The following is a 15,815-nucleotide window of genomic DNA, read 5'->3' on the forward strand; positions in this document are numbered from 1 at the left end:
CCAGCAATGACAATGTTCATCGCTCGAGTGAATTTATTATTTTGATTTATACAATCCGTTTAGCCCATCTGTAAATTGTCTTGAAAACAATTGTAACAGACTAATTACGCGAGAATACTGCATTCTCGTTGGACCTAGGATCGCGATTGTTCCAATCTGTTCTTCGCCAATGGAATAGGTTGCAGAAATTAAACTACAATCTTCCATAGCCGTCGAAGAATTTTCTCGACCGATTTTCACTTGAATCCCGACTTGTTTATTACGCAAAATATCGTAAAATTCAGCTTCATTATCAATCATAGTCAGCAAGGAGCGTACCTTTTGAATGTCGTGAAACTCCGGCTGCGAAAGCATATTCGCTTTCCCCCCAAAGTATATCTTTTCCGACAAGGGAACTTGAAATGTACCATCTAACATTTTTATTGCACTATCATAGTTGTGGACATACCCACGTAGAACCGTCACAATCTCTTTTAAAATTTTATTATGCAGCTCCGCCATCGGCACACCAGATAGCTTTTCGTTTAAAATATTAACCATTTTTTCTAAATCTGATAAATCAACAGATTCCGGAACGGTAATCGTTTTGCTTTGTACATGACCTGTATCTGTTACAATAATGGCGACTGCTGTTTGATGATCCAGCGGAACAATTTGTACATTCTTTAATTTATTTGCACTCACTTTCGGTCCAAGAACAATTGCCGTATAATTTGTGAGCTCTGATAAAATTTGAGCGGATTGCTGTGCAATTTTTTCCGCTTCAAAAATTCTTTCAGCAAATAAATCCTTAATCTGTACAACATCCTCATTCGATAAATGTTGTGGTGCTAAAAGATGGTCTACATAAAATCGATATCCTTTTTCTGAAGGAACACGTCCAGAAGAACTGTGTGTCTTTTCGATAAATCCCAGTTCCTCTAAATCAGCCATTTCATTTCGAATCGTAGCTGAACTAAATGTAATTTCATCTTTTTTAGCCAACGTTCTTGACCCAACAGGTTGCGCTGATCCAATAAAGTCATCAATAATTGTTTGTAAAATCAAGAGCTGACGTTCCGTAAGCATCTCATCATCACCTCTGTTAGCACTCTTTGTCTTCGAGTGCTAAATCTATTAATAACTTACCAAAATTGACATTCAATTGTCAACGGAAACGTCACAAAATAGAGAAACTTTTTCATACCTACTGAACATTTAATTAATCAATTAAAAACGACTGAAATACTTCATTCCCTAATAACTTACCTTGTCTCGTCAAACAAACATGGTTACCTTTATCCTGAAGCAATCCATATTCCTTGTTGGATAATAACTGCTTTGCAAAAATCTCATCCATTTCGACACCAAATTTCTTTTGGAATGTAAGCTTAGAAACGCCCTTTGTTTTCCGAAGCCCTAAAAATAGTTCTTCTTCCATTCTTTCTTTTCTTGTTACTTCGTGGACGTCTAAATAAGGGAAGCCTGTCTCATCAATTTTAGAGAAATATTGCTTTAACGGGCCAACATTTTGAATTCGTTCTCCGTTTACATAACTGTGAGCACCAGCTCCAAAACCATAATACTGTTCATTATTCCAGTATGTGAGATTATGTCTACTTTCATAGCCTTCTTTTGAAAAATTACTGATTTCATACTGTTTATAGCCATGATTTTCCATTTCATCCATTACCATTTCATACATTCTTGCTTCATGCTCTTCCCCTGGAAGTCTTAATTTTCCTTTGTTCATTAAATTATAAAAAACCGTTTTCGGTTCAACAATTAAGGAATATGCAGAAAAATGCTGAACTCCTAACGTAAAAGCAATGTCCAACGTTTCTTTCACATCTTCTATCGTTTGCCCTGGTAATGCATAAATTAAATCCACATTAATATTCGTAAAGCCTACTTCCTGCGCTTCACGAATCGCTACAAATGCATCTTCCCTCGTATGCTTACGTCCAATTTTCTGAAGTAATTCATCTCGAAATGTTTGCACACCAAAGCTAATTCGATTGACACCACCATCTAATAGCAGGTTCAACTTTTCTTTTGGCAAATCTCCAGGATTTGCTTCAAACGTCAATTCACAGTTTGGAGCGAACGGACGTAAACGGCGATTAATAATATCTAACAGCTTTTTTGTCTGCTCCATATTTAATGCCGTTGGTGTCCCGCCCCCAACAAAAATCGTTTTCATATTTTCAAACGGCACCTTTTGAACCGTATTCATAATTTCTTTCTCTAAATACTCTAAATATTGATCAACAGGCTGACGTTCAATAAATACTTTATTAAAATCACAATAGTGACAAATATGCTGACAAAACGGAATATGAATATATGCAGCTTGCATTAAACTAGACTCCTACCTTTCTAAAAAGAAAACCTCCGCACTTCGGAGGCTCCTTTACTTCTGTAACGTGTTACGAATTTGTTCCATTCGCATTTTTCCCCAATCATACATCATTTCGACGATTGGTAAAAGCGTCATACCTAAATCAGTCATAAAGTACTCTACCCGCGGAGGTACTTCTGGATATACTGTCCGTTCAATGATTCCATCTTCCATTAATTCTTTTAATTGATTAGATAAAACCTTATGAGAAATGTTTGGGAATAGTCGTTGTAACTCACTAAAGCGATGCGACCCTTCTACACCTAGATGCCACAAGATTACAACTTTCCACTTTCCGCTAATAATAGAAAGCGTCAATTCTTTTTCACAATTAAAATCACCGTTTTGTATTTTTTCTTGAATATCTTTTCGAATATTTTCAGACATCAATAGTCTCCTAACTCTATATCACTGTTGTTTCTTACAATAAAAAGCATCCTCACCATTGTAAAGGAGAGATGAAAAGATGTCTAAAAAAGTAATCCTACGTACAAAAAGAAGCCGCACAAACGGCTTCTTTTTTATTAGTTATCGTCCATTTTCAATACAGCCATGAATGCTTCTTGTGGCACTTCTACAGAACCAACAGACTTCATACGTTTTTTACCTTCTTTTTGTTTATCAAGAAGTTTACGTTTACGAGAAATGTCACCACCATAACATTTTGCAAGTACGTTTTTACGCATCGCTTTAATTGTAGAACGCGCTACAACTTTGTTCCCAATTGTCGCTTGAATTGGTACTTCAAACTGTTGTCTTGGAATTAATTCTTTTAATTTTTCTACAATTACTTTACCACGATCATAGGCTGAATCGCGATGTACAATGAATGATAAAGCATCGACTTGTTCATTATTTAATAAAATATCCATCTTCACAAGTCTAGACGGTTTGTAACCGATTAACTCGTAATCAAATGATGCATACCCTTTCGTATTAGACTTCAATTGATCAAAGAAGTCGTATACGATTTCAGAAAGTGGGATTTCATATGTTAACGTAACACGTGTTTCATCTAAATATTGCATATCAAGGAATGTACCACGTTTCCCTTGGCAAATTTCCATTACAGCACCAACGTAATCATTTGGAACCATAATCGTCGCTTTTACAAACGGTTCTTCCACACGGTCAATAGATTGCGGATCTGGCATGTTAGATGGGTTATCAACAATAAGATCTTCACCGCTCGTTAAATATACTTTATAAATAACACTTGGCGCCGTTGTAATTAAATCAATCTTAAATTCACGTTCAATACGTTCTTGAATGATTTCCATGTGAAGTAACCCTAAGAAGCCACAACGGAAACCGAATCCTAATGCTTGAGATGTTTCTGGCTCAAATTCAAGAGCAGAATCATTCAATTCAAGTTTTTCTAATGCATCACGTAAATCGTTATAACGCGCCGAATCGATTGGATATAAACCACAGAATACCATTGGGTTTAATTTACGATAACCTGGTAATGGTTCTGCTGCTGGACGTTTCGCATGTGTGATTGTATCACCAACGCGTGTGTCTCCTACATTTTTAATAGATGCTGCTAGGAATCCTACATCACCTACTGTTAACTCTTCACGCTGCGTTGTTTTCGGTGTAAATACACCTACTTCTGTTACCTCAAATTCTTTACCAGTTGCCATCATACGTACTTTATCGCCAACTTTTACTGTACCGTTCACAACACGGATATACGCAATTACACCGCGATATGGGTCATATAAAGAGTCAAAAATCATACATTGAAGTGGCTCTTCCGGGTCACCTTCTGGAGCTGGTACTTTTTCAACGATTTGTTCTAAAATATCTTCAATCCCAATTCCAGCCTTTGCGGAAGCAAGTACAGCTTCTGATGCATCTAAACCAATTACATCTTCTACTTCTTGACGAACACGCTCTGGGTCAGCACTTGGCAAATCGATTTTATTAATAACCGGTAAAATTTCTAAATTATTATCAAGCGCTAAATACACGTTCGCTAACGTTTGCGCTTCAATACCTTGCGCTGCATCAACAACAAGGATAGCACCTTCACAAGCCGCTAAACTACGAGATACTTCGTACGTAAAGTCGACGTGCCCTGGTGTATCGATTAAGTGAAGAGTATATTCTTCACCGTTTTTTGCCGTATACGTTAATTGAACTGCATTTAATTTAATTGTAATACCACGCTCACGCTCTAAATCCATAGAGTCAAGTAATTGAGCTTTCATTTCGCGCTGTGTTAACGCATTTGTTTTCTCCAAAATACGATCTGCCAACGTTGACTTTCCGTGGTCAATATGAGCAATGATGGAGAAGTTACGAATGTTGGACTGTCTTTTTGCTCTTTCTTCTTTATTCATCTATGTTCTCAACTCCTAATAGTCTCGCCAATATACACTAGCACTGATTATATCAATAGAGCAGCAAAGATTCAATGAAAACTCGTGCTGCTTATAAGACAAATCTTCCTCTCTTTATCTTATGCGAGCAGATCAAACGAGACAAACCTTTTTATAACAAAAAAATGGTTGTCTTACAAAATGATAAGACAACCTCTGTTTATTCTCCCAATTGGCTAAAAATATCTTTTATTTTCCCAATTACTATATCTGTACTAAACTTAGCGATACTTCGAACAAATTCTGCGATTCCCATTCCCAGTCCTTCTACAACATTAAAACTTCTGAGACTTTCTAACTGTTTTTGTTTTTCACTTACTGAAAATGTACCTCCTAAAATTTCTAAATCAACATTTTCACTTCCAGTTCCCGTCATTCGTGCAACTTGTTCATATGTTGGCTGCCGATAGCCTTTCATGCTTTTTAAGCCATGATTAACGATTCCAATTCCGATTAGCATCACAAACAAAAACAGAATAACGCAGCACACACATTGAAGCGTAAATCTACTCAACTACTTTCGCCTCTTCTCATCAATGCGTATATGCACCTGTATTATCTTGGTCAATTTGATGATGAAGTGCAGCATTTAAACCACTCGCTATTACATTTGCCATATCTTCAATAAATGCATCTACTTCTTTCGGCGTCACCATTAAATTATGACCAAGAGGAGCTAATACTTCGTAAATTAATTTTCGTTTTTCTTCATCTTCCAATGTGCCCACTGCCCCTAAAAACATATTACGGCTTTTTTCATCCGGCATATCTTCCTCTGTTAGTTTCTTCTTTTCTCTAAATGTAAAACCTGCTGGCAATAAAGATCGAGACGGCTTATCTCCTTCTCTCATTTCACGTCCAAAATGTTTTAGGATAAAATCAATTGTATCGCTCGTAATGGAAACAGCATCTACAACCGTCGGAACGCCGATAGCAATCACAGGAATTCCTAGCGTTTCTTTACTTAGTTCTTTTCGTTTATTTCCTACACCAGATCCAGGATGAATTCCCGTATCTGAAATCTGTATCGTACTGTTTACTCGTTCAATAGACCTTGCAGCAAGCGCATCGATAGCGATAACAAAATCCGGCTTTGTTTTTTCAATGATACCGTAAATGACGTCACTTGTTTCAATCCCTGTAATCCCCATTACACCTGGACGAATTGCACTAACTGGGCGATACCCTTCCTCTACACTTTCAGGTTGTAATTTAAAAAGATGGCGTGTCACAAGCACATTCTCTACAACAATCGGACCAAGTGCATCTGGTGTGACATTCCAATTCCCTAGCCCTACAATTAAGCAGCTTGCTTCTTTGGTTATTCCAATTTCTCCTAATAAGTAAGAGAATTCTTTTGCAAAAATACGTTCCACTTTTTGCTGAAGTTCCGTATCTTGCTGGCGGATCCCTTGCACTTCAAGCGTTAAATAATTCCCGGCTTTTTTACCCATCGATTCAGAAGCACTTTCATCGATTATCACTTTCGTAATCGTAATCCCTTCTTCTTCACGCTCTTTTACAACAACACCTTCGATTCCCGTTTGTTTTTGTTGACGTTCTTGTAACATTTGATGCGCTTCTACTGCAAGGTCTGTCCTAACGCTATATTTACTTAAATCTAATGGTTCTTTCATCGTATCTCCTCCGCATTTAATAGTAAATATCGTTAGATTTCCCAAAATTATATAAGGCCATTCTTTCCCTTACATGAAATTTCATTGATCTCGCTATTGCAATTCTCTTCTCCGTTTGATAGAATATCACTTGTTCTATGTAAGTATCGAGTCACTCGATCGCACCAGGGAGGTGAAAAGTATGGCAAACATTAAATCTGCTATCAAACGCGCTAAACTTAGCGAAGAGCGTCGTGCACATAACGCTTCTATCAAATCTGACATGCGTTCAGCTGTTAAAACTGTAGAAGCTTTAGTTACTAATAACGATCTTGAAAATGCTAAAGAAGCTTTCAAAACTGCTTCTAAAAAACTTGACAAAGCAGCTCGTAAAGGTCTTATCCACCAAAACGCTGCAGCTCGTCAAAAATCTCGCTTAGCGAAACAAGTAAACGCGTAAGGCGTTTAAAAAACGATCCATTTGGATCGTTTTTTTATATACAAAAAAGTCCATGCAGCAGATGACATGAACTTTTTTATTTTATCCAGCTATAGCAACTAGAATCTCCGGCCATTTCACCCTCTCGATCGAAGCCAAAAGCACTTCTCGGTGGGGGGCTCCAATGACCTGTGATTCTGAGCGAACTGCCTCCGCTTTTATTTTACCCAATATGATTTAAACGCATTAAGAAAAACTCCAAGACAAGCTTTTTATCCATTTTCCCTGTTTTCATACTATAATCAGCTTCAGCTAGCTCTAAAATAACTTTTTTCAATTCTTCAAACGAGAAAAATTTCGTTTGATTCATCGCCAACTTTACTCGGTACGGGTGAACACCAATATGCGAAGCAATTTGATTTTGTCCATATCCACGTTGCTGTAATTCCTTCACTTGGTACAGTAAACGAAATTGACTCACTAATAACGCCAATAATTTAATTGGTTCCTCTTGCTGCGTAAATAGTCCATCTAGAATTAGCATAGCCCCAGCAATATCTTTTTTTACTACCTTTTCTGTTAACGCAAACACATTTTGTTCAACCGATTTTGGTACCAGTTCCGCTACAAGCCCTGTTGTAATTTCTCCACCTATACCAACATAAAGGGTCAACTTGTCCATTTCCTTTGCTAGCATCGTTACATTGCTTCCTACAAGCTCCAATAGTAAACTAACAGCTGCTTCCTCAATATGTACATGCACTTCATCTACACGGGCCACAATCCATTTACGAACGTCCTGTACTTGCATCGTACTTGCTTCTACTACATCTGCCGTTTTCTTTAATAATTTTGTGATTTTTTTCCGTTCATCTAATTTTTCATAAGGAGCTACAAATACAACAATCGAAAATGGAGATGGTTCTGCAACATACTCCTCCAAAATCTTTAGATTTTGTTCTAGTTTTTCTTTTTGTGATGTTAAAAACAATGGGGATTTAACTAGTAGTATTTTACGTTCTCCAAAAAAAGGAAGCGTCCGTGCATCTTCTATTACATCTTCCAAATACGCTTCTTCTAAGTCATATGTTACAACATTAAACTCACGATCTTCTTCAGCTAGCGCTTCCGTTGTTATAAGCTTTATTGTTTCATTTATAAAATAAACTTCCGTTCCATATATTAAATAAAGTGGTGCAAACTGTTTCTTTTTAATCTTCTTATGTATATCACTCATGCTTTTTCCTACTCCCTAATTTGGCAATATATCTCTATACTAATGTGGTATCTTTTGTTTTACAAGTACAAAGGAACAGGTTTAAACTAACCCGTCCCTTTATCTATATAAAACGCCACGCAATAAGTCCCGGGATTCTTATTGGTGTGCGGTAACCACTTTACTGTTATTATTCGCAACTGCCGGATAAGTATAATTGTTAACTGTTAACATGCATGGAAATCAAATTTCCATCTTCTTTTCACATAAGATTTACCGCCTACTTCTACACACATATTCTCTATCTCCCCCGCTACTCACGTGCAGTAAGACCCTCATCTCAAAATTCAGCGAAAGCAAAAAAGTCAGATATGGGATCAATTGCCCGTAAAAACCCGATTGGTGGGGGTTAATCATCAGTGGAAGAGCAAACCCACTGATTAAAGTCTCCCTTTATCTTCATATGGAAATTGTAGATTTTTTTCTGACAATATCTTATACTAAAATGGAATGTTGGGGAGGGATTCTAAATGAATGAATTTGAGCAAAACGTTCAAAGTAAACGCAATGACGCTATTGATTCAGGGGTAGGTTTTATCGTCTCATTTGGTTTTTTCGCAACACTTTTCATTATTGCAACAATTATTAAATTTATTGGTTCTTAAAGGCTGCTGCTTGCGGCCTTCTTTTTTTCACTTCACCTTTTCTGTGCTTCATCATATGTTAATTTACTTTGAAACGTTCCTCTTTCGCCTTCAAAAACATAGGAAATAGCTCCTTGCTTGTCTGTTCGCCATATTTCAATATCAAGTTCTAACAAACGCTCTAGCACTTGCTGATGCGGATGACCATATCGATTATGCTCTCCAGCTGAAATAATTGCCTTTTTAGGCTGAATCAGGTGTAAAAAAGAAGATGAGGACGACGTCTTACTACCATGATGCCCAACCTTTAAAATATCCGCTCGCAACTCTGGATACTGCTCTACAATTCGTCGCTCGCCTTTCTCTTCTAGATCTCCAGTAAACAGCCATATAAATCCACCTAGCTTTACCCATAACACAATAGACGAATCGTTATCCTCTTTCTCTCCTCCCTCTGGTGATAGTACAGTAAATATCGCTTCGTCTACTTGCCATCCATCCCCTTCTCCTACAATGTTTATCCTTATATTTTTTTCCTTTGCAATTTTTTTCAATTCTTTTTCGACCACAGCATCTTCTCGCTTCTTCCCAAATACGATTTCCCCTACAGTAATAGCGGATAACAATTCTTTAGCCGCTCCCATATGATCTGTATCTCCATGCGTCACAATCAACTTATCAATTTTCCGAATACCCTCTTTTTGCAAAAATGGAAGGAGAATATCGTGTCCAACAGAAAATTCATGTTTTTTCTTCTGCCATGCTTCTTTTTTTACAGGAATCGTTCCTCCTGTATCAATGAGATAGACCCCCTTTTCATACGGAAGACGAATCAAGATCGCATCTCCTTGTCCAACATCAATAAAAGTCACACTTCCGCTAGTACGGAAATAAGGCGAAATATAATGAAAAATACATATAAAGAGGAAAAACCCAACAGTCAGGAATAAAAACTTTTTTCTAACCACTCTTTCCCACACAATAAATATACTAACGATACTAAAACAATATAAAACTATAAGAAATAAAGGCGTTTGGCCAAAGGTAAAGCGAAGAAATGGGAGATTTTCACAGTACTGAAGAATATCATTAGAAATTGTTAAACATACTGATAACATTTGTGCGAGCCATTTCGCTACGAAAGGTACAAATAGTATACACGCAAAAATTACAATACTACACGGTAACACAACACAAGATAGAAGCGGGACATATAGAAGGTTGAGGAAAATACTATATGGAGAAAAATAACCAAAATGATATAACAAAATAGGAGTACTAGCAAGTTGTGAAATAACAGAAAGATAGATTGTATTTTGAATCAGACCATTATCATGCTGTAATAGCCTACTTGCTGACAGCAATAACGCAAAACTACCAACAAACGAAAATTGAAATCCAATATCAAAAGCCATATAAGGGTTATATAAAAGCATTAATACAGCCGTCATACTAAGCGCATCTAAACTCGAAACACGGATAGAATGCATTAGTGCTAGCAACAACATAACACCCGTTACAGAAGCCCTCATGACAGATGGAGACGCCCCTGCTAAAAACATATACAGCGGAATGCAAATAATAAGGCAGATTGTCGCCATTTCCCTCGTTACACCAATCCGTAGTAGAACAAAGTAGCCAATCGCCATTAATAATACAATATGTGATCCTGAAATGGCTAATAAGTGGATAAGACCAAACTGTTGGTATTGTTCTTCTACTTCAAATGTCATCAGTTGCCGATCTCCAAACAACAACGCATTCATAAACGCTCCGGATTGCCCAGGAAACATTTCTGCGACTATCGACACCGCATTTTGGCGTAATAAAAAGACCCACTGTGTAAACGTCAAAGATTTTTGGATACAATTTGAAATCTCTTTTGCTTCGAATAAAAAGTGAATCTTTTGCTTATGTAAGTAGTCACGATAGTCGAACCCGTGGAAATTCCGTGCTTCTGACGGCACTTTCATTTCTCCTTGAAATGTACAACTCATACCAGCATGTAATTTCTGCAACTGTTCTTTTTGTTCAACTGATTGAATTTTGTACATCAATTGCAACGTATCTCTATCATTGACCTCCATTTGAAAAGAGAGTCGATCACCATTTATAAGGGGTGTAGTTTGAATCACACCTTCTGTTATTTCAAAGTCTAACCCTTTTGAATGCTGATTTTTCCATTCAACATATGAGGTATAGAGGAAGCTACCGGAACATGCCAGTATGCAAAAAAAGAGGATTCGACGTGAAGTACGATATATACAAAATAGAATATAACAACAAAATAAACCAATATACAACAATTTAAAGGAGGAACAGGCAATCGCAATCCCAATAACAAACGAGATTGCAATATAGCCCCATTGTCCACGCAACTTATACTCACCCCTTATAGCGGATGTTCAAAAAATCCAGGAAAGATATCTTTCACATTTCTTCGTCTGCTTCGCCAATCCGGCACTCATGTAGTTCCATCTACACTCCGCACTCTCCTGACTTCCGCGTCTCGAACTGCCAAGCTCTCTTTATCCTCCTTTTTGAACACGCACTTATAGTATCTCTTTTGCTCTAGCGAATACTTGTTGTAATTCATTCATTGTTAACTCATCTTTTTCTAAAGATGAAAACAGTTCTTTTAATTGCAAATGACGTTCTTGTTTCTCTAACGTTGTAATATCATATTCTAACGGAACATGTTTCACAGTGACATTTGCTTGTTCGAATAGTTCTACAGCATACGGGTGATTTTTATAGTCTTGTGCGTAATAAACAGCTGTAATACCACTTTGAATAATGGCTTTACAACATTGTAAACAAGGAAAGTGTGTAACATAAATTTCCGCACCTTCTGTTTTCGCACCAAATTTTGCACATTGCAACAGTGCATTCATTTCAGCATGAATTGTACGAACACAATGATTATCAATGATATAACACCCATCGTCTATACAATGCACACCACCTGTGATTGAACCGTTATATCCACCCGCAATAATTCGCTTATCGCGGACAATTGTCGCTCCTACTGCAAGCCTTGTACACGTACTACGTAGCGATAATAAGTGACTTTGCGTCATAAAATATTGATCCCAAGAAATTCGTTCCATATCTTTTCACCTACTTTTTCATCTACTTGTAGTGTAGCGAAAGAAGAAAAAGTTCGTCAATCCTTTATGGAATAATTATTTTATCTTTTATTTTTTCAAGCGATTTCTCTCCAATGCCGTCTACCTCCAATAAATCTTCCATTTTTTGAAACGGCCCATGTTCTTCTCGATATTTCAAAATATTTTCTGCTTTCCGAGGCCCAATTCCCGTTATTTTTTCGAGCTGCTCTTTTGAAGCAACATTAATTTGAATTTTCTCCTCCTGCCGCCCTGAAGGTAGATTGGCTCCTTGAACTTGCTCTCCTTTTCTCGGGACATAGAGTAACATTTGATCTTGCATAAGCTGCGCTAAGTTCACTTTTCCCATATCCGCTTCAGGTAAAAAACCACCCGCTTTTTCAATCCCGTCTTTCACGCGTGCACCCGCTCCTACCTCATATACACCTTCGCGATACACAGCACCTTTTATATCAATCATAATTGTTTTTTTCTGTCCATTTGATTCTGCTACTTTCAATTTACCTTTTCTCTCTTCGCTCTTCACATTTGTATCAAGTTTCACGGTCGGTTGCACAGCTTGTTGCTTCGTCTGCCACATAAACAGTATAAATACGACGCCAACAGCCCCTAATAAAGCGAGCCACTTCTTTTGAAAATTCCGCATAATTTTAATACCTCCAATTCATAAATTCACAACATGGTTCATATTGTTTAGGAGAAAGATGTTACGAAGGAGGGATGAAACATTGAACATAGGAATTATAGGGACAGGAAACATGGGGAATATACTAATCGATGCATTTTTAGAAACCCGTGCTGTCAAACCTTCGTGCCTTACTATTATTAATCGTACGCCTGCCAAAGCATATCATATAAAAGAGAAGTATCCTTCTGTTCATATAGCAAAGACAGTGCAAGAGGTAATTGAACGTTCAGAGCTTATTTTTATTTGCGTTAAACCTTTAGACATCTATCCAATTTTAAAAAAACACACTGCCCACTTTACTGATGAAAAATGTTTAATTTCTATTACAAGCCCCATATCAGCAGTTCAATTAGAACAGGTTGTATCTTGTCACGTCGCACGTATTATTCCAAGCATTACAAACCGCGCATTCTCTGGCGCCTCACTATTCACATTCGGGAAAAACTGTTCGAAAGAATGGGAACAAAAGTTACTTCGTTTGTTTAAAAATATTTCTACACCTATTGTGATCGGAGAAGATATTACACGAGTTTCATCTGACATTGCAAGCTGCGGACCCGCATTCTTCAGCTACTTACTACAATGTTTCATTGATGCTGCTGTGGATAAAACAAATATTACTCATGAAGAAGCAACTACTTTAGCAAGTGAAATGATTATCGGGATGGGGAAATTACTAGAAAAAGAAATTTTCACATTACCAACTCTACAAGAGAAAGTATGTGTAAAAGGCGGTGTTACAGGAGAGGGTATTCGTATTTTAGAGGATCACGTCGGAGATATGTTCCATAAATTATTCGAGCGGACACATGAAAAATACGATGAAGATTTAGAAGGCGTTGAACAACAATTTAATAAGCACACGTAAATAATACGCCACAATGATACAGAATCCTCTTAAAAATCCTTCTCTTTTTCTCATCCTATTTTTTATCAAACCCTTATTTTTAGATTTTATAGGTATTACTTTTCTACTTTTCTATAAATAAAATATTGTATTCTAAACAAAAAAAAGCAACCTAATCGGTTGCTTTTTTTTATCCATTTTTTTTCGCCATAAAAAAGATACGTTCCGTTTGTTCAGTTACTTCCATTCGTTCAAAATCACCCGTTACACGAAGTACTGTAAATCCAGCTTCTTCAAGCCATTTTGTTAACAATTCAACTGAATAGGCACGTTGCATATGACATTCATCAAAGCGATGATATACGCCTTCCTCTGGATCCTGTACAAAGAATGACAAGTCATGTTCTACACTATCTGATTCTTCGCCAGGGAAGCAGTTCCAAATGAGAGCTATCTCTTCCCCATTGACTGTGTACGTTTCATTTTGAAAGACATGATAAATTTTATATAAAGAGTGTACATCAAATAAGAACAGACCATCTTGACGCAAATGGTGAAATACTCGTCTGAATGTTTCTTGTATCCCCTCTTCTTGCAATACATAATTTAATGAATCACAAAAGATTGTCACACAATCAAATTCACCAGGAACATCCAGTTCTCTCATATCCTGTTGATAAAAAGGAATAAAATACCCTTCTCCCCCTAGCTTTTGCTGGGCAACTGTTAGCATTTCTTCTGAAAGATCGACACCAATCATGTCATAACCTTTTCGCACAAGCGGAAGTGTTACATTCCCAGTCCCGCACGCTACATCAAGAATCTTCGCCTCTTTCATGCCTGCCTGCTGTAAGCTTTCCTCTGTGAATTCTACCCATTTATCATATGGGACATCATTCATGAGTTCATCATACAACAATGCAAATTGCTCATATCTCATTAGCTTAACTCTTCTGTAATATCTTCACGTGGCACATCGCCCCATAGACGCTCTAAATTATAATGATCACGCTCATCTTTATGGAATACATGCGCAACTACATCACCAAGGTCCACTAGAACCCAACGCGCTTCATCGAAGCCTTCCATACGTTGTACGTCGATTTGGAATTCATGTGCCTTCGCTTTAATTTCACGTGCAATTGCTTGTACTTGCTTATCAGAATTCCCGTGACAAATAATAAAATAATCTGCAATTGGTGAAATTCCTTGCATGTTTAGTACAACCATATCTTCTGCTCTTTTATCATCAGCTGCTTTTGCTGCTAATACTAATAACTCTTTATCTTTCATTCAGTAATTTCCTCCTTCAGTACCGCATTGTATGTTTGAAATGTTAACGGATAGATCGTTTGATCCTTTTCCATTAAAAATTGAATCGTACGTTTTAATGCAAATAATAAAGCTTTATTTATATCTTCCTGTGCTAATTCCCGTGCTTCTTCCACACCTGGAAATTTGCGTCCAGGTTCAATATAATCTGCCACATAAATAACTTTATCAAGCATTGTCATCTCTTCATGACCGCTTGTATGATATGTAATAGCTTGCAGAATTTCAGAGTCCGTAATGCCGACTTCTTTTTCTACTAAGTATGCCCCAACTGGTGCATGCCATAACTCTTTGTTGTAGTGAAGTAAATCTTTTGGCAACTCTTCCTGCTTAATAATGTCTTCCATCTCTTGAATCGGTCTACATTTTGCATAATCATGAAATATAGCAGCCATTTCTGCTTTTTTCTCATCCACGCCATATAGCTTAGCAAGTTCAATTGCCGTTTCCATTACACCAATTGTATGTATATAACGTTTTTCATGCATTTGTTGTTTTACAATCTCAAGTGCTTTCTCACGATTCATACAACCCATTCCTCTCGATATATACCTGTACTTGTTCTGGAAGCAAATATTTGCACGTTTTCTTCTCTTTATATCTCTCACGTAACAAGGAAGACGAAACAGCAAATTCCGGAATTTCTACTGTGACGATTTCATAAGGTGTATTTAATGTATACCCCGGTCTTGCAACCCCAACAAAAGTTACAAGTTGAAGTAATTTCTCGATGTTATACCATTTTGGTAAATACTCCACCATATCTCCGCCAATAATAAAATGAAACTGCGCATCCGGATGCTTCTTAGTTAATTGTAACATAGTGTCATATGTATAGGATGGACCTTCTCTTCTTAACTCTTCTAAACAAACCGAGAAATACTCCTCTTGCTCAATTGCTAACTCTAGCATGTTCAATCGATTTTCTACACTTGTAATACTACGATCTTGTTTATGAGGTGGAATTTGATTCGGCAAAAACCATATTTCATCAAGCGCGAGTGCATCATATACCTCATTTGCAATCAGCAAATGTCCATAATGAGGCGGATCAAACGTGCCGCCAATGATTCCGATTTTTTTCAAATGAAACGCCCCCTTTAATTCACAAGCAGTAATCTTTCCGAAACAACATGCG

At 37.2% G+C, this 15,815-nt stretch carries 17 protein-coding genes; 3 read left to right on the top strand and 14 right to left on the bottom strand.

Annotated elements, in window-relative coordinates:
* Positions 1 to 36 precede the first annotated feature (36 nt).
* The 6 genes from hrcA to gpr all read right to left on the bottom strand — a co-directional run bounded on the left by hrcA (position 37) and on the right by gpr (position 6,404).
* Positions 37 to 1,068, bottom strand: coding sequence for a heat-inducible transcriptional repressor HrcA (gene hrcA / locus ORL93_RS08390; RefSeq protein ID WP_003200623.1), 1,032 nt, complete (start codon positions 1,066 to 1,068; stop codon positions 37 to 39).
* A gap of 133 nt (positions 1,069 to 1,201) precedes the next feature.
* Positions 1,202 to 2,338 (bottom strand): radical SAM family heme chaperone HemW, encoded by a 1,137-nt coding sequence (gene hemW / locus ORL93_RS08395; RefSeq protein WP_097794437.1) that lies wholly within the window; start codon positions 2,336 to 2,338, stop codon positions 1,202 to 1,204.
* A gap of 54 nt (positions 2,339 to 2,392) precedes the next feature.
* Positions 2,393 to 2,767 carry a winged helix-turn-helix transcriptional regulator gene (locus ORL93_RS08400; protein WP_097794438.1) on the bottom strand — a complete coding sequence of 125 codons (375 nt, stop codon included), beginning with the start codon at positions 2,765 to 2,767 and terminating at the stop codon, positions 2,393 to 2,395.
* Positions 2,768 to 2,904: 137 nt separating this feature from the next.
* Positions 2,905 to 4,728: an elongation factor 4 gene (gene lepA, locus ORL93_RS08405; RefSeq protein WP_003200617.1), complete on the bottom strand. Its 1,824-nt coding sequence runs from the start codon at positions 4,726 to 4,728 to the stop codon at positions 2,905 to 2,907.
* Positions 4,729 to 4,927: 199 nt separating this feature from the next.
* On the bottom strand, positions 4,928 to 5,281 hold the full coding sequence (locus ORL93_RS08410; RefSeq protein ID WP_097794439.1) for a DUF3679 domain-containing protein: 354 nt from the start codon (positions 5,279 to 5,281) through the stop codon (positions 4,928 to 4,930).
* A gap of 19 nt (positions 5,282 to 5,300) precedes the next feature.
* Positions 5,301 to 6,404 (bottom strand): GPR endopeptidase, encoded by a 1,104-nt coding sequence (gpr, locus tag ORL93_RS08415; RefSeq protein WP_265958848.1) that lies wholly within the window; start codon positions 6,402 to 6,404, stop codon positions 5,301 to 5,303.
* Between the two features lie 181 nt (positions 6,405 to 6,585).
* Between gpr and rpsT the strand changes: the two genes are divergently transcribed.
* Complete coding sequence (gene rpsT, locus ORL93_RS08420) at positions 6,586 to 6,843, top strand: 30S ribosomal protein S20 (RefSeq protein ID WP_001274011.1); 258 nt, start codon at positions 6,586 to 6,588, stop codon at positions 6,841 to 6,843.
* Between the two features lie 202 nt (positions 6,844 to 7,045).
* On the opposite strand, the gene holA is transcribed toward rpsT, so the two are convergent.
* A complete protein-coding gene (holA, locus tag ORL93_RS08425; protein ID WP_006095981.1) occupies positions 7,046 to 8,059 on the bottom strand; it encodes a DNA polymerase III subunit delta in 1,014 nt (337 codons plus the stop codon).
* A gap of 509 nt (positions 8,060 to 8,568) precedes the next feature.
* Here holA and ORL93_RS08430 point away from each other — a divergent pair.
* Positions 8,569 to 8,703 carry a YqzM family protein gene (locus tag ORL93_RS08430; RefSeq protein WP_001001652.1) on the top strand — a complete coding sequence of 45 codons (135 nt, stop codon included), beginning with the start codon at positions 8,569 to 8,571 and terminating at the stop codon, positions 8,701 to 8,703.
* A 32-nt stretch (positions 8,704 to 8,735) separates the two neighbouring features.
* Here the strand turns inward: ORL93_RS08430 and ORL93_RS08435 are convergent, their stop codons facing one another.
* The 3 genes from ORL93_RS08435 to ORL93_RS08445 all read right to left on the bottom strand — a co-directional run bounded on the left by ORL93_RS08435 (position 8,736) and on the right by ORL93_RS08445 (position 12,459).
* Positions 8,736 to 11,060, bottom strand: coding sequence for a DNA internalization-related competence protein ComEC/Rec2 (locus ORL93_RS08435; RefSeq protein WP_097786627.1), 2,325 nt, complete (start codon positions 11,058 to 11,060; stop codon positions 8,736 to 8,738).
* Positions 11,061 to 11,234: 174 nt separating this feature from the next.
* Entirely contained in the window at positions 11,235 to 11,792 is a 558-nt protein-coding gene (locus ORL93_RS08440) for a ComE operon protein 2 (protein ID WP_097794440.1), read from the bottom strand.
* Positions 11,793 to 11,856: 64 nt separating this feature from the next.
* Positions 11,857 to 12,459: a helix-hairpin-helix domain-containing protein gene (locus tag ORL93_RS08445; RefSeq protein ID WP_306482355.1), complete on the bottom strand. Its 603-nt coding sequence runs from the start codon at positions 12,457 to 12,459 to the stop codon at positions 11,857 to 11,859.
* A 79-nt stretch (positions 12,460 to 12,538) separates the two neighbouring features.
* Here ORL93_RS08445 and comER point away from each other — a divergent pair, with 79 nt between their 5' ends.
* Entirely contained in the window at positions 12,539 to 13,366 is an 828-nt protein-coding gene (gene comER, locus ORL93_RS08450; protein WP_097794441.1) for a late competence protein ComER, read from the top strand.
* 169 nt (positions 13,367 to 13,535) lie between these two features.
* Here the strand turns inward: comER and ORL93_RS08455 are convergent, their stop codons facing one another.
* The 4 genes from ORL93_RS08455 to ORL93_RS08470 are packed head-to-tail and all read right to left on the bottom strand — an operon-like array spanning position 13,536 to position 15,763.
* Positions 13,536 to 14,285, bottom strand: a complete 750-nt coding sequence (locus ORL93_RS08455) for a class I SAM-dependent DNA methyltransferase (RefSeq protein ID WP_003200600.1) — start codon at positions 14,283 to 14,285, stop codon at positions 13,536 to 13,538.
* A complete protein-coding gene (gene rsfS / locus ORL93_RS08460; protein ID WP_018765860.1) occupies positions 14,285 to 14,638 on the bottom strand; it encodes a ribosome silencing factor in 354 nt (117 codons plus the stop codon). Before rsfS ends, ORL93_RS08455 begins: the two co-directional genes overlap by 1 nt.
* Positions 14,635 to 15,204 carry a bis(5'-nucleosyl)-tetraphosphatase (symmetrical) YqeK gene (gene yqeK, locus ORL93_RS08465; RefSeq protein WP_141556342.1) on the bottom strand — a complete coding sequence of 190 codons (570 nt, stop codon included), beginning with the start codon at positions 15,202 to 15,204 and terminating at the stop codon, positions 14,635 to 14,637. The genes rsfS and yqeK overlap by 4 nt, the downstream gene beginning before the upstream one ends.
* Positions 15,194 to 15,763 carry a nicotinate-nucleotide adenylyltransferase gene (locus ORL93_RS08470; protein WP_003200594.1) on the bottom strand — a complete coding sequence of 190 codons (570 nt, stop codon included), beginning with the start codon at positions 15,761 to 15,763 and terminating at the stop codon, positions 15,194 to 15,196. Before ORL93_RS08470 ends, yqeK begins: the two co-directional genes overlap by 11 nt.
* Positions 15,764 to 15,815 lie beyond the last annotated feature (52 nt).

The sequence above is a fragment of the Bacillus sp. DHT2 genome (assembly GCF_026241455.1).
GTDB lineage: Bacteria > Bacillota > Bacilli > Bacillales > Bacillaceae_G > Bacillus_A > Bacillus_A pseudomycoides.

Coding starts and splice junctions, on each gene's coding strand:
- holA (WP_006095981.1), bottom strand. CDS start 8,059: ATGAGTGATATACATAAGAAGATTAAAAAGAAACAGTTTGCACCACTT.
- gpr (WP_265958848.1), bottom strand. CDS start 6,404: ATGAAAGAACCATTAGATTTAAGTAAATATAGCGTTAGGACAGACCTT.
- ORL93_RS08455 (WP_003200600.1), bottom strand. CDS start 14,285: ATGAGATATGAGCAATTTGCATTGTTGTATGATGAACTCATGAATGAT.
- ORL93_RS08440 (WP_097794440.1), bottom strand. CDS start 11,792: ATGGAACGAATTTCTTGGGATCAATATTTTATGACGCAAAGTCACTTA.
- rsfS (WP_018765860.1), bottom strand. CDS start 14,638: ATGAAAGATAAAGAGTTATTAGTATTAGCAGCAAAAGCAGCTGATGAT.
- ORL93_RS08400 (WP_097794438.1), bottom strand. CDS start 2,767: ATGTCTGAAAATATTCGAAAAGATATTCAAGAAAAAATACAAAACGGT.
- rpsT (WP_001274011.1), top strand. CDS start 6,586: ATGGCAAACATTAAATCTGCTATCAAACGCGCTAAACTTAGCGAAGAG.
- lepA (WP_003200617.1), bottom strand. CDS start 4,728: ATGAATAAAGAAGAAAGAGCAAAAAGACAGTCCAACATTCGTAACTTC.
- hemW (WP_097794437.1), bottom strand. CDS start 2,338: ATGCAAGCTGCATATATTCATATTCCGTTTTGTCAGCATATTTGTCAC.
- yqeK (WP_141556342.1), bottom strand. CDS start 15,204: ATGAATCGTGAGAAAGCACTTGAGATTGTAAAACAACAAATGCATGAA.
- hrcA (WP_003200623.1), bottom strand. CDS start 1,068: ATGCTTACGGAACGTCAGCTCTTGATTTTACAAACAATTATTGATGAC.
- ORL93_RS08430 (WP_001001652.1), top strand. CDS start 8,569: ATGAATGAATTTGAGCAAAACGTTCAAAGTAAACGCAATGACGCTATT.